This is a genomic window from Blautia sp. HCP3S3_H10_2, assembly GCF_052122375.1.
Lineage (GTDB): Bacteria > Bacillota > Clostridia > Lachnospirales > Lachnospiraceae > Blautia_A.
The window spans coordinates 93,628-109,019 of sequence record NZ_JBQKCL010000009.1 but is presented as its reverse complement, the minus strand read 5'-3'; the positions used below and the strand labels follow the sequence as shown (position 1 = coordinate 109,019).

8 protein-coding genes are annotated in these 15,392 nt (G+C 45.6%); all 8 read right to left on the bottom strand.

Translation table 11 applies throughout. The annotated features are described in order from the left end of the window. Window positions 1-164: 164 nt before the first annotated feature. On the bottom strand, window positions 165-1,568 hold the full coding sequence (locus ACTQWB_RS11575; RefSeq protein WP_441501808.1) for a S1C family serine protease: 1,404 nt from the start codon (window positions 1,566-1,568) through the stop codon (window positions 165-167). Window positions 1,569-1,925: 357 nt separating this feature from the next. After that, window positions 1,926-2,429 (bottom strand): GtrA family protein, encoded by a 504-nt coding sequence (locus tag ACTQWB_RS11570; protein WP_441501807.1) that lies wholly within the window; start codon window positions 2,427-2,429, stop codon window positions 1,926-1,928. A gap of 14 nt (window positions 2,430-2,443) precedes the next feature. Then, window positions 2,444-4,879, bottom strand: coding sequence for a glycoside hydrolase family 3 C-terminal domain-containing protein (locus ACTQWB_RS11565; protein ID WP_441501806.1), 2,436 nt, complete (start codon window positions 4,877-4,879; stop codon window positions 2,444-2,446). Between the two features lie 359 nt (window positions 4,880-5,238). Then, entirely contained in the window at window positions 5,239-6,549 is a 1,311-nt protein-coding gene (locus tag ACTQWB_RS11560) for an ATP-binding protein (protein WP_441501805.1), read from the bottom strand. Next, window positions 6,546-7,256 carry a LytR/AlgR family response regulator transcription factor gene (locus tag ACTQWB_RS11555; protein ID WP_441501804.1) on the bottom strand — a complete coding sequence of 237 codons (711 nt, stop codon included), beginning with the start codon at window positions 7,254-7,256 and terminating at the stop codon, window positions 6,546-6,548. The genes ACTQWB_RS11560 and ACTQWB_RS11555 overlap by 4 nt, the downstream gene beginning before the upstream one ends. A gap of 16 nt (window positions 7,257-7,272) precedes the next feature. Then, on the bottom strand, window positions 7,273-11,172 hold the full coding sequence (locus ACTQWB_RS11550; protein WP_441501803.1) for an ATP-binding protein: 3,900 nt from the start codon (window positions 11,170-11,172) through the stop codon (window positions 7,273-7,275). A gap of 51 nt (window positions 11,173-11,223) precedes the next feature. Beyond that, window positions 11,224-12,690, bottom strand: coding sequence for an extracellular solute-binding protein (locus ACTQWB_RS11545; protein WP_441501802.1), 1,467 nt, complete (start codon window positions 12,688-12,690; stop codon window positions 11,224-11,226). A gap of 294 nt (window positions 12,691-12,984) precedes the next feature. Then, window positions 12,985-15,276 carry an alpha-L-rhamnosidase-related protein gene (locus tag ACTQWB_RS11540; protein WP_441501801.1) on the bottom strand — a complete coding sequence of 764 codons (2,292 nt, stop codon included), beginning with the start codon at window positions 15,274-15,276 and terminating at the stop codon, window positions 12,985-12,987. Window positions 15,277-15,392: the final 116 nt, after the last annotated feature.

Here is a 15,392-nt window from a genome sequence, read left to right as displayed (position 1 = left end):
CCTTTTAGCTTTTTTCCACTGTCTTTTCGCAGAAAAAAAGAGGCCCACTATAGGTGAACCTCTCATTTTCCTATCACTCTATTTATTTTGCAATTCAGATTCCGATTCAGCCCCGATTCTTAAAATCCAAACTGCGGATTGCAGGAACGATTTTCAGACAGGCTTTAGTTCCAGCCCTCGCCGTACTGAAGTCCGGCGCCGCCTTCGTTATTCTGCCAGTCTTCCAGAAGATTGTCGTCCTGACTTCCGTCCTGGTTTCCATCCTGGCTGTTATTGGAATCTGCGTTCTGGTTATCCTGGCTTTCACCAAGAGTTACTGTAACCGTCTCTTCTTTATAACCTTTTCCGTCTGGAACCTCGATGGTGAGCTCTACATCCTCACCTGGCTCATAGTAGGAAAGGAAGTCAACCAGCTGTTCTTTGGTTGTAACAGTCTTGCCTGCGAATTTGGTGATAATGGATTTCGCTTCGATACCAGCATCATCAGCTGCACCGCCCTCAGTTACCTCTCTTACAAGGACACCTTCCGGAACACCGTAAGCTTCGCTTACATCACTGTCTACAGTCTGAACGGTGATTCCGAGAACACCGTGATTATCTACTTTATCTCTGGTCTCCTCATTCATCAGAGTTTCAATTGTATCTGTTACATCAGAAATTGCGATTGCATAACCGATACCCTCAACTTCTGTAGAAGCAAGTTTCGCAGAGTTAATACCAACGACCTCACCATTCATATTCAGAAGAGCACCGCCACTGTTGCCAGGGTTGATAGCTGCATCTGTCTGGATCAGGTTCGTAGCGGAATTGCTGTCGCTATCATAATCACCAACTGTATCATCGGAATTCAGCTGACGGTTCTTAGCACTTACAATACCAGTCGTTACGGACTGACCATAGCCAAGTGCATTACCAATTGCAACGACCTGCTCACCAACCTTCAGATCATCGGAATTACCGATTGTTGCGATTGTGATTGCATCCATTGTATCACTGTCAATATCATCCAGGGAAACTGCTACAACTGCAAGGTCTTTCTCGCTGTCGTAACCTTTTACCTTCGCTTCATGTGCTGTGCTGTCGCAGAAGCCAACGGATAAAGTATCTGCACCTTCTACTACATGGTAGTTAGTAGCAACCAGAAGCTCAGTGTCGTTCTTACCAATAATAATACCGGAACCGCTTCCCTGAACCTCTCTCTGCTCTGGAGAATAAGCACCATACTGGCCAAACATTCCGTAATAGTTCTGAACCTCTTCTACAGATTTGGTTGTGATGGAAACGATGCTTGGCATTGCCTCTTCTACAATATCAGATACATCAAGGCTTCCTTTACTGGATGAGCTGTCCTTGCTGTCATCCTTTGACTCGGAATCATCTGATTTCTTCTCGGACTTCAACAGTTCTACCTGATCTTTACCAGCTGCCTGCACACTCTGTTCGTAACCTGACAGATAATTGACTCCTGTATATGTTCCTGCTGCAAGACCACCTGCCAATACTGCGCAAAGACTAATGCTTGCTGCTTTTTTAAGTTTTCTCTTTAATTCTTCATTTCTATTCTTCATGATAAAAGCCTCCTTTAGAAACTCCTTTTGTTCTCTTTCATTTGATAGTTCAAAGTATATAGATAATTTGTGTTCTCTTTGTGGGAAAAATGTGTTTAAATTGTTAAATCCCAGGCATAAAATCATTATACCTGGGATTTCTTTATCTGTCACTATATCATTTTGAAAGTCCTGTGCGGCAGCTATGAATCCAGCATGCTTGCATGATGGATTCATAGATATCACACAGGCTGGACTGTATGAGTAAGTAGGGCGATAGCCCGGATTACGAATACAGTGGTTGATTGTGGGAGCGCCAAGGGGCGCGGAACAATCGACTTTCATTCATGGATATGTCTGCGTAGCAGACATATCCGTTTATTTATTCGGCATAATCCAGAATTTCATGGTCGGGTAGCTGAGTACTACCTGGACCAGGATATTCACTACGTTCGCAAGGGTAGGTGCAAGTGCCTCAGAAATGCCGATGTTTACGAAAAAGCTCTGGCTGTATGCCGGAAGTGCTGCGGAAACAAGTACCAGCACAACTGCAAGTACGATATATTTCAGTACCGCTTTTTCAAAAGCGGCATTGGATTTGAATACCAGATTCTTCTGTACAAAGAAATTTACGGTCTGAGCTGCTGCTGTTGCAACCAGGAAGCTTAAGAATCCACATAAACCAAGGTTGGACTCGATGTTGTCTGCATAGTTGAACATCAGGAACTTAAATGGTGTATTTGCAAAACTTTTGAAAATGAAGCCTGTGCACAGCCACATAATGATAAAATTGGTGATAGTAGCGCAGTTTGATAATACATTGAATTTAATAAACTCCCAGATATTCGGGTGATCCGCGATCAACTGTTTGATTTTTCCCATAATAATTTTCCTCCTTATTTCTGCTCTTCCAGCTCTTTCTCATACTGCTTGTTCAGCTTCCGGTTCCTGAAAAATCCGCTGATCACTTTGCCCAGTCCGCTGAAATGTCCATTTACAACCTTCAGAAGCCCTTCCACCATTTCCATGGAAACCATACCGCCTGTCATCTTGGCGATCGCACGGAATGGCATGTTATACTGGAATAATGTGTTCAGATCCGGCACACCTGCTGCCTCGCTCTTTTTCAGCTTCTCGCCCAGCTTCTTGCAGATGAAACGGGCGATTCCGCTCTTCGCGTAATACATCTGACAAAGGGCATCATTCATGCCAAGCTCTCCGCTCCAGCTTCCATCTGGAATGGAATGTCCAAGGATTGTCTCATATTCCTCATTGCCAACCTGCTGGATTTTTCCATCTACATAAGATGCAACACGGTTGGTATAATATGGCATCACTTCTGTAGTACCGATGATGGCAAGGGTATCCTGAAGACGGATGTCTGCGCAGCTTGCACCGATCATAATGCTGTAAACGCCGCCTTCTACTTCCCATTTATTTGTTCTCATGTTCCAGTAACGGAATGTCTTATCGTCAAATTTGATGGAAACGGTTTTCTCTTCGCCAGCTTTAATAAATACCTTTGCAAAACCTTTCAGCTCTTTTACAGGACGGAATACTTTCGCTTCCGGAAGACCTACATAAAGCTGTGCGATCTCTGCACCGTCATATTTTCCGGTATTGCGGATGGTAAATGTCACTCCGTCTGGTTTCACCTGGAGATTGCCATACTCAAATGTAGTATAGGACAGACCATATCCAAATGGATAATTTACCGGCACTCCTGCAGTGTCAAAATAACGGTATCCTACATAAATTCCCTCTCTGTACTCGGAGTTGCGCTCCTGGGATGGATAATAATTGTAAGAAGGTGTGTCTTCATATTTTTTGATATAAGTTTCTGCCAGCTTTCCGGACGGATTTACTTTACCGGAAAGAATGTCAAGGACTGCGCCAGCACCAGCCTGTCCCATCAAAGCAGTATGAAGCAGAGCTTTGAAATGATGATGCCACGGCATCTCAATAACAGAACCGGCACTGATGATACCGATCATATTTGCATTGGCTTTTGCCAGCTCCTGGATCAGATTGATCTGGTTCTGCGGAATACGGAGGTGCTTACGGTCAAGTCCCTCTGTCTCGCTTTTCTCGTTCAGTCCGAAGAAAAACAGAACTACATCTGAACGGCGTGCCAGATCTACTGCCTCTTTTTTCATGGCTTCGTCTTCTTTACCGTCACGCTGATAGCCGTGAACGATTCCGGTTACAGCGATTCCACTGCTCTCTAACATATCTTTGATAGAATCCACTTTTGTGGAATTTACCATGGAAGAACCAGCGCCCTGGTATCTTGGCTCAAATGCGAAATCACCGATCACTGCAGCACGGACTTTTTCTCCTACCGGAAGAATTCCGTCTTCATTTTTCAGAAGGACTGCACTATTTTCACAGGCCAGACGGGCCAGCTTGTGATGTTCTTCGTGAAGTGCCTTTTTGTCAGCCACTTTTTTATAATGCTTTGCATTCTCTGTTGTGGTAAGTACCAGGTCAAGAAGCTCATCTACACGCTCATCAATATCTTTTTCACTGATCTTTCCGCTCTCTACACTGGCAAGCAGCTCTCTTGCAGCATCAAGCCCAGGTGTTGGCATCTCCAGAGTGGAGCCGTTCTTTACACCCAGGGAATGATCGTTGGAAGCTCCCCAGTCTGTGATAACAGAACCCTCGAAGCCCCACTCATTGCGAAGAATATCTTTCAGCAGGTGCTCATTTTCATTGGCGTAAACACCGTTTACCTCGTTGTAACTGCTCATAACGGTTTTCGCATCTCCCTCTTTGATGGCGATCTCGAAACCGGTCAGATAAATCTCACGGAGTGTTCTCTCATCTACAACTGCGTTCATAGCCATACGGCGAAGCTCCTGGCTGTTTACTGCAAAATGCTTTGCACAGGCTGCTGCACCAGTACTCTGTACACCACGGATAAAGGCAGCTGCCATTTTTCCGGAAAGATATGGATCCTCGGAAAAATACTCGAAGTTACGTCCGCAAAGAGGATTTCTCTTAATATTCAGTCCAGGTCCAAGAAGAACGTTTACATCCTCTTCCATGGATTCTTCACCAAGCGCTACACCAACCTTCTGCTCCAGCTCTTCATCCCAGCTGTTTGCCATTGCTGCTGCCGTCGGAAAACAGGTGGCCGGTACTGACGGGTTGATTCCTAAGTGATCGCCTGTTCCAGCCTGCTTACGCACCCCATTTGGTCCGTCTGAACAGAAAATCGCCGGAATGTCCAGTCTTGGAAAATCCCTTGACTGCCATTCGCTTTTTCCACTTAAAAATGCTGCCTTTTCTTTCAGCGTCATATTGTCAATGATGTTCTGATATTTCATTGCTGCTGTCTGCTCCCTTCTTTTATTTCTCTGCTATTTTTATCTGTTCGAAACAACTTCGTATTTCAGACTTTTTTTCTATTGGCATAATAACACAACCCCGTCTGAAAAAGACGGGGTTGTCACAAACTGTCATTATTTTGCGCAAGTTGCATTTTATATGAAAGTTCTGTGCGGCAGCCATGAATCCAGCATGCTTGCATGGTGGATTTATGGATATCGCACAGGCTAGACTGTATGAGTAAGTAGGGCGATAGCCCGGATTACGAATACAGTGGTTGATTGCGGGAGCGCCATAGGCGCGGAGCAATCGACTTTCATTCATAGTGATGTCTGCGTAAGCAGACATGTCCGTTTAGTTACTGCTCAGGAATCAGGATCCGCACCTCAAACCAGTGATCCTTCGCCCGCAGCGACATGGTGCCCTTATATTTCTCTGCTGTCTGACGGATGCTCTTCAGGCCATAGCCATGGTTCTCCCGGTCACGCTTGGACGTCGCCGGCAGGGTGCCTTTTTCCAGAACCATATCTTCTGCGATATAGTTGGAAACATTTATTAATACAAAATTCTTCTGTCTGGAAAGTGCCACATGGATCATCCGCTTATCAGGATCCTCCAGGGTAACTACACTCTCAATGGCATTGTCCAGCGCATTTCCAAATATGGTACAAATGTCCGTTACATGCATGAAATTCAGCAGCTTGCCGTCTGCCACGCAGGTAATGCGGATACCATTTTTCCTTGCCTGGAAAATCTTGGCCGCCAGAATGGTGTCCAGCACATTATTTCCCGTACGCTCCATCAGCCGGTTCTCATCCAGCTCATGCTCCAGCTGATCCAGCCAGGCCTTTCTCTGGGCCTCATCTGTCACTCCCCGGAGTCCTGTGATCTGGTGCTTCAGGTCATGATATTTGATATGGATCATCTCCATACTTTCCTGATAGTACCGGTACTGGTCGTACTGTTTCTTATATACGGACTGCATAGCGGATAATTCTTTTTCCACCATGTACTCACAGATCCTGGTCTGATAAGCATACAGGATAACCAGACCACACAGGTCACCGATGGTTCTCATGTGAAATGTATCTGCCAGAACAGCGCTGCTGAACGGGGAGTTCGTGATCACGTAGCTCATGTTACTGAAAAGGAATGCGGATACTGCAATAGCCACAGCTGAAACCAGTTCCTTTACCGTAAGCTGCTTTTCAAAAGAAACAGACCTCATTTTCCGCTCAAAAAAATATATTCCACAAAATACGATTTCAAAGATCAGCGCCAGCAGAACAATCTGTAAAAACAAAGACTCTATTCCCAGAAATTTCCAGAGAAAAGAATCGATCTGCCATTCCAGGGATGCGGCAAACTCTGCTACCAGAAATGCCTTGGCGCAGCAGTAGCCTGCCAGCACAGGAGTACTGGCCGTACAAAGCAGGATCAGTCCATACATCAGTCCTACCGCAGCTATCATCACCGGAATCCAGAGAATGATCGCCACATTCTCCGTAAGTACAAGAAATGCACTCTGGATCACAAGTCCCAGGACACACATTGCAACCGTCATCCATTTGTTCCACCGCTTTGGCAGCATGATAATATAAATCACGCAGGCCAGCCACTCAGCCAGCGCCGTATAGATCCGTGGAATATCACCAGTTATCTCTATCATCTGACTGCCTCACTCATATAATTTACCAGGGCTTCCATAAATTCCTTTCGCTTCTGACGGCTTACCTGAAGCCGTTCACCATGAATCATGCAGCAGCCCTCCTGGATTCCCTCCACATATTTCATATTCACCAGATAGCTTTTCGCGCAGCGGAAAAAGTCATATTTCAGAAGCTCATCCTCCGCTTTTTTCATGGTCATCCGGGACTGCAGATTGCCATGCTTCGTTACGAAGATCATCTGGTGTCCATAACTCTCCACATAATAAAGATCCTTCACATTCAGCCGCTGGACTCCTGTTTCTACCGGAAGCAGCAGATAATGCTCATTGTTCTGCGGAATCCGGTCAATGGCACGCTTCAGCTTCTGGCTGAAGGAAAAATATTCTACCGGCTTTACCATATAATCCAGAGCATCCACCTCATATCCACGCACTGCATAAGATGTCATATTTGTTATAAACATAATAATGACCTTTTTATCCATTTGCCGGATCTTCTCAGCAGCTGTCATACCATCCATGAATTTCATCTGAATGTCCATGAGAATAATGTTGTACTCTGCGCTATATTTCTCCACGATCTCATCCCCGTCCCGGAAAAAGGACAGATGTATCTCCTGGGAAAATTCCTGCCGGAAACGCTCCATATATTCCGTCAGCTGCCGGATATAAACATCTTCATCTTCTACAATTGCAATATGGATCATAGACTCCACCTCATATTTATTTCCCTAATACTTCCCACAGCGTCTTCTCCAGAGCCTGCACATTCACAGGTTTGGAAAGATGGCCGTTCATACCGCTTGCCAGTGACCGTTTTACATCCTCGTCAAAAGCATTCGCGCTCATTGCATAAATCGGAATGCTCTTACAATCTTCACGGTCCAGATTCCGGATTTCTTTTGTAGCTTCCAGTCCATCCATTACCGGCATCATAATATCCATGAAAATCATATCGTAATATCCCGGAGCAGATTTTTCCACGCTAAGAACTGCTTCTTTTCCGTTAACAGCCTGGTCTGTCTCAATTCCATAATCTGCCAGAATGGTGCAGATGATTTCCATATTCAGCTCATTATCCTCTGCAACCAGAATCCGTTTTCCTGGGAAATGAACTTTCTCCGGCTTCTGTGTGGTCTGGGTCATCTCACCATTTACCGGGTGAAGTTTTACAGTAAAGCTGAAACTGCTTCCCTGGTCAGGCGCACTTACCAGCTTGATATCCGAATCCATCATCTGCACGATCCGGCTGCTGATGGCAAGTCCAAGACCTGTGCCCTGCTTTCTTGCATGCTCCGAATTGTCCGCCTGCTCAAACTGACGGAAAATCAATTGTTGCTTCTCAGGGGCAATTCCGATTCCATCATCCTTCACCTGGAAATACACACTGGAAACTCCATTTTCCCCTTCGGACTCTCTGATCGTCAGCCACACATGTCCGCCTGGTCTGGAATACTTCACTGCATTTCCAAGAAGATTTACCAAAACCTGGTTCAGTCTCAGGGAATCTGCCATAAACCAGTGATTCTTCAGCTGGATATCTGCTGCATACTGAATCTTCTGCTCTGTAAGCTTAGCTTCCAATAATGGCTGAAGCCCCTGTGCCATCTCCATGAGGTTGCATTTATCTTCTACCAGACGCATTTTGCCGCTTTCAATCTTTGACATATCCAGAATGTCATTGATAAGGCCAAGCAGATATTCTGATGAGTATTCAATCTTTCTCAGACAGTCTATTCTCTGCTCTTCTGTCTGTCCATCCTTTAGTGCGATCTGTGTCATACCGATGATACCATTCATAGGAGTACGGATTTCATGGGACATACGTGCCAGGAAATCAGATTTTGCTTTCGCGGACAGATCATGCCGCTCCAGATTCAGACGGTTCTGGATAATAGCACTGATTTCTTCCAGGCATTTATATTCTTCTTTCTTTTCCAGAACAGACTGGTCAATTCCTGCAAATACAATGCTTCCGGAATACTGGCCATTGTCTGTCATATGGAATACGATATCCTGCCTGCTCTCTGTATAAGGGCTGATCAGTGGCTCTTCCTGGATTTTCTCATCAGCAGTAAGAAGCTGCTGCAGCTCCTGAGTCTCCACAAAATGCTGGTATTGTTTTTCGGAACAGTGTACCATGCCATCCCAGTCTTCTTTTTCCTCATCTGGCTTCCAGCTGTAAAACAGATCATTTACCATATATTCCCTGGTGAAACGGGTAATCAGAATATTATCCAGACGGTACTTCTCCTGTAATTTCAATGCAAGAATATCCAGGACAACAGAAGTATCACCCTCCCTGTCAAACAGATTCAATGCAATAGACGAAAGTCCCATTTCCTTCAGACGCTCTACAGATGCCACTTCATCAAACGTAACATTAACAGGGATCTGTTTCTCAACAGCTGTAAGGCTGTCATAAAATATAATCTCTCTATTGCTCTGCCGCGCTGCACATAATGCAGTCTTGGTCTGTTCCAGTGCCTTCCCCAGGGTATTGTGCTCATTCATGACTGCCACACCGCATTTCAGGGAAAGGGAAAGATATTTCTCATCCGTAAGTGCTGCAAAATCCTTCTGAAGCTTATGCACACTCTCAATAACCATCTGAGGCGTACAGCCTGGCAGCCATACCATCATCTGGTCTGCTCCGGCCCTTATATAAACGCCATCTTTCAAGTCATCTCCCTGGAATCTTTCTGCCAGAAGTCTGGCAAATTGTTCCAGGATGATATCTCCGAAAATCAGTCCATACTGTTCATCAATTCTGGAAAACTGCTGGATTTCCAGAAGACCCAGAAGCCCCTCACAGTCAGCCTGACACACAGTTTCCACAACCTCCAGTCCGCTTCCAAGGCGGTAAAAAGAAGTAATAGAATCGTAGATCTTTTTCCTTTTCTGCGCTTCCTCCAGAAGCTTATGCTGGTGGACGTTATGAAGACAGCCCACAATTCTGGAACGCTCTCCGTTTTTGTCAAAGGTAACACTTCCTGAAAGATTCACCCACTGGAATTCCCCATTTTTCTGACGCAGTCTGAAATCCACACCCAGAACACCACTACAATTCTTCACTGCTGCCATAAGTCTGGCTTTGTCCGCAGGATGAACCACATCATTGTCAATAAATTCCGGATGCTTTACACAGTCCCACACGCCATCATTTCCTCTGCTGTTTACCATTTCCAGCATTTTTTCATTACACTGGTAGGTAAAAAACGCATCCTGGGAGCTCTCTACTGCGATCCGGTAGCGTTCCTTTTCCTCCAGAAGCTGGTTTTCTGTCTGCATCTGGATATCTGTCAGATGTTCCACTACATCATGAAGCTCATCGATTTCCTGGATACCTGAATTCTTAAAATCATGAATCGCTTTTACACCATTCCGTACACTATCAACCAGCCGGTAGACAGGATCTGTTGTATACTGTACCAGCAGATAGACCAGAATTACCGCCAGCAGGGCACTTCCCAGAATCGCGCCAAGAATCCTCTGGTAGACCTCGGATATAAGTCCGTAAACAGAATCCTCCGTGACAAAGCCACACAATGCCCACTGCGTATCTTCATAAGGCACATTTCTGCTGTACAGATTCAGGCTGCTGGTGATCCCGTAAATCTTCTGCTTACCAATGACAGCATCCCTCACCAGCTGCAGGTTTTCCTGTTCAGGTTCCTCTAGCACAAATGTATCTCTGTCTCTGGAAACAGTATCATACAAAGCACCCTCCCCGGCAATTCCTTCATAGCTTCCATCGCCATGGTCTACAACAAGAGCAAAGCCTGCATTCAGATCCGCATCCAGATCTTTTACCGGAAAATAATTGGTCAGATCATTTACACCAATCTCCACACCCAGAACACCATAAACGGTTTTGTTGTAAACAAGAGGTACGGAATAGGTGATCATCTTATGATTATCCATATAGAAGTCTTCCAGGATAAACGGCTTCGCCCAGTATCCCAGATTGGCCATGTTTACATTGGAATCCACATAATCTCCAGCGGTAATATACGGCTGGTAAAAGAAGTCATCTGCACTCCTTTTTCCATTTCCTTCAAAACGAAAATCGGTTCTCCAGGGAGTATCCAGTGAAATCGACATACTCTGGGACAGTGCCTTACTTCCACGCTCCATCAAAAGATCTGTATGGGAGGCAGTCTTATTCAGTCGGTCCGAATCCCTTACCCAGAAGCCATTATATTCTCCCGCTTCATCCACTGAACCATTATTTCCCAGTACCAGGAAGATTCCCGAAGTCGAGTTATACTGCAAAACCTCCACCATATCAAAAAAAACCGTTTCCAGATATTCTTCCTGCACTTCATTGGAGCTAAGGAATCCCTGCATATCCATCTGGTGACTGTCAAGCACTTTCACCAGTGCTGTAGCAAGTCCACCACTTTCCTTATATACACTGCTCCACTGCTCCAGCATATCATTTTCCAGAACCACTTTACGGTTCTCCACCGTATGGCTGTCAAGACCAATAACTGTGTTCTCCACACTGGAACGGATTCCGCTGAAAATAAGGGTCAGAAACGGCACTGCGCCCTGCACGAATACAATAATCAGTATCGGTATTAAAAAAATATCAAGGAGGGATCTTTTTTTCCGCTTCACAGTTCCGCCTCACCACCTTTTATACTTTTTGAATCAGGGATTCACCCGCCATCAGGAATTCGCAACCGCCTGGTTCAGTCCATCGCAAAACTCTGTATACCAGTTCTCGAAATTCTCGTCTGTCAGGTATTCTGCCAGTGCATCCTCTTTGCTCTGACCACCTGCGATCGCAGCATCCAGAGCTTCCTTATCTGCTTTCGCCTTGTCAGACAGGGAATAATCCAGAATCTTACGTGCGCTGTATCCATTATTAAAGCTCTTTGGTGTATAGAAGCTGGTCTTATCGAAATCTTCCATCTCGGTCTTAAAACAGTCATAAACCTTCTGGTTGATCTCTATATGGTTCTCTTTGATCACAGAGTCCATTGCCTCTACGCTATTTGCTTCCTTCAGTACCGGCATGTAAGAAGACTCGCAGACAAAGCGGAGATTCTGGTCTTTCTGGGTAAACCATTTCAGGAATACACTTGCAGCATACTCATGCTCCTCGTCAGACTTGGTGACTGCCATTCCAGCCCCTTGCTGTACCTTCACATTCTCGCCGCCTTCCATGACCGGTGGGTTGCAGACAATGTAATCAATAGGATAGCTTTCTTCATCTGTCTCCACAGTATCCGGGAAATAGACAGCGGATGAAGTAGAGCCTGTATAAGCCAGAACATCCCCTGTTTTTACATCATCAGAACGGAATTTACCCAGAGAAGCAAAATACCCCTTCATATATGGTACATAATAATTGTCCCAGAGACGGCGGATCAGATCTTTGTCTGTGTTGAATGTCACTTTGCCATCTTTTACCTCGAAGATTTCTTTTCCCATCTGTTTCATGCCAAGGACAAAATAGTTGGACATGGAATCCCTGCCATAAAACGCCTTGCCATCGTCAGGCACATCCGGGGTCTGCTCATCTGTCCACTCGTAATAGCGCTGGGCGACCTCTGTGATTCCCTCTGTAGTAGCCAGCTCATCCACTGTGGTCCCGGTAGCCTCTGCAAACGGCTCCCAGTCTGTCTTATTGATCATGGTGATCTCCGTGGATTTCGCAACCGGGAAAAGATATAAAGCTCCATCCTGGTTAAAATACCCCTCCTGGATATAGGAATCCACATATTCCTTCAGCTCATCCTCTGTAAAATACTTGGAAAGATCGGCCAGCTTGTCTTCCTGCTGTACTGCATATGCAGTATCGGAATAAGAAGAAAAAATATCCGGCAGCTCGTCTGCACCTACTTCCCCTTTCAGGGAGCTGGTAACTGCCTCCTCCAGATCAGATACGGAACCCTGGCTGTAACCCTCTACATAGATTCCCTCATCTTTTCCAACAGATGCATTGAACTCCTTCACCAATGTATCAAACATTGCCTGCTGGGCGCCATTGTAATAATGCCAGATAGTCAGTGATACCGGGTGATCCGGATCCAGTTTCACGGACTTACTGCTGCCATCACTGCCTCCGCAGCCTGCCAGAGACATGGTCATCATTGCACACAACAGCATTGCTACACATTTTTTCTTCATATTCTTTTTCTCCCTCCCGGCACCTGGTGCCGCAACAAAATGGACGTGCCTGGCTGTTCATCCCGGCATGACTCACACTTTCGTACAAAAATCTGCCTGACTCTGAACATTACACATTGACGTAAATAAAAAGCCCCTGTAATGTGCCCCATACACCGCTGACTTCTGCGAAATGCAATGTCATTTCCGGCGCTTTCACACATCACAGGGGGTGAATTTATAGCATATATGTTTATTATAGAAAATATGAGGAAAAGAATCAACAAATTTTCTCAGAAAATACTAAAAATAAAATTATTTTTCTGTAACTTTTTCAGCATTTATGTAAACTTCTTTGTCTTCCTTATTCCATTCCACCTGAACCGCCCCCTTGGGCGTAATCACTTCCCCTTTTGCCCACGTAAGATAACCAGATACCGGTTTCACCTCCATGTCTTCATATCCTGGTTTCGAAGGGCGTACGCCAAGGATCACGGAGGGCAGTTCATAGAGAAGCAACGCGCCCCAGGCGTGGCAGTCGCTTCGCTCCTGCACGTCATCCTCCACGCAGGTTGTGGCATGCTTCTCGATCATCTTCTGCCAGATATCCCAGTAGGATTCGGTCAGTTCATACATTCCTGTTTTTTCCAGGGCACGGAAAAGATAGTATGCCATGGCAACGGAACACTGGGGATACTGGTCTTTGTGCAAAATGGTTTCCCTGAGATTCTTTTTTCCCCGCTCTCCGGTTACCGTATCAGTGAGAACCGCAAAAACCTGGGTGTGCTGGCTGTACGCATCGATTCCAGGGCCATCCTGCAGCATTCCATTCGTTCCAGTGCAAAATGTTCTAACCGCAGTCTGTACGGCTGCCGCTCTTTCCTCAAATATATACTTTAATTCGTTTCTTCCAAGGTACTCCGCTATTTGGGCAGCCTTTTGAAGTCCCAATATATAGAGAAGGCTTTCCATGGTCACAGGACCTTTCAAGGTTGCAGGTGGGATTCCTGTGGTGTCTGCCCATTCCACAGCCCAGTCAATAAAAGACCAGAATCGGGCCTTTCCGTTTAATCCTCCGATCTTGTCCACGTATCCCTCTTTGCTTCGGTGGAAATGGAAAAAGTTCAGAATTCCTTCTACTGTAGGCATATGTTTTTCCAGCAATTCTTTGTCGCCAAAATACATCATGTGATCGTACAGCATGAGAATATAATAGATAGAAAATCCCGGTATCACACTGGCATCATATCTGGGCGCCGCACAGTTTAAAAGTCCGTCGTATCTCTGGGAACGCCGGAAATCTTCCATGCAGCGTCTTGCCAGGCGGTCATCTGCCGCAACTGCATAGGTGTACAAAATCTGGGTTCTTGCATCCATTGCATACTGCAGCTGTTCATAGAACGGACAATCTTCATAGGTTTCATGCATACAACGGCGCAGAGTACGCTCGCTGATTTCCCATATTTTTGCAAAGCGCTCATCGGAAGCAGTTACCTTTGTCTTTACTTCCAACGGATATCCGGTCTCTGTATAATCAAATTTCTGCAATATCAGCGGCTCTTCCTGGGTAATAATTTCCAGGCGGATAAACCGGAACGTCCGGAACCAGAATGGCTCGTAGATTTCCGGTTCATCTACGGTTCCATATCCCGCACATCTGTATTGATCGGTAAAACCATCCAGGTATCCATGCTCCATATCTTCTCTGTCACCCTTTAAGGGAACCTTCAGGTCACCAATCTCACCGCCCAGCACATAAGCCTCGGACTGCAAAATCTTTATCCGGGCACCGCTTCCTTTTTCCATAAGAAGGTGGAGATAGCCAGTCATCTCCTCACCGGCACTGATCTCTACAGATACGGTCGCCTCTTCCGGGATGCAAAGGCTTCTTTTTCCGGCAAGAAAAGCCTCCCATTCTTCTTTTGCAAAGAGAGCATTTTCGCCCAGCTGCATCACCTTTTCGAACTTCCTGTTCTTTCTGTAAAGAAATGGAATTGTCCTTTTTTCCAGGTTTCCCGGGCTGCACGCGCGGTTCATATCCGGATACACATATGGAAGCGCCCAGCCTGTGGTATCATATCCGGGCTTCATCCAGCCCTTCTGCCACATGGAACCACCTGTATTTTCCAGAATCTGTAATGGGGCAAAAAGATCGGATTCGGATACGATATGAAATGCGTCATCTTTTCTTCCCATCCATCCTTCACTTGTGTCTAAAGTGTACCGGCTGCCAAGATCATCTTCGGCGCCGCCTTCTACATACAGGAATGGATATTCTGTGCGGTAGATTCCGAAACAGCCTTTACTTTGTATGGTCGGGTATCTTAATACACGGACTGCTATTACATTTTTTCCTTTTTTTAGAAATGGAAGCAGATCAACATCATCTGCATACCAGACCTGCCGGTCTCCTTTGCTCGGGCCAGCCTCAGCCAGTTCGCCATTTACATACAGCTTGTATCTGGAATCTGCTGAAATGGTAATTTTTCCGGCAGTTGGAGTTCCTGTTATTTCCAATTCCTTGCGGAACAGAACTAAGGCCGGGTTCTCTTTGTCCTCTGCTGTCCAGGTGGGCAGCCAGATCCAGTTGGATTTTTTATCGCTCATTTTATTGTGATCTCCTTTATTTCCTGAATTCATTCATGTTAAGTGAAAAAAACTTTCTATAAACCTTATGCTCTAATTTCCCAGTTTACAGAAACAGGCAATGCATCCTCCCGCAT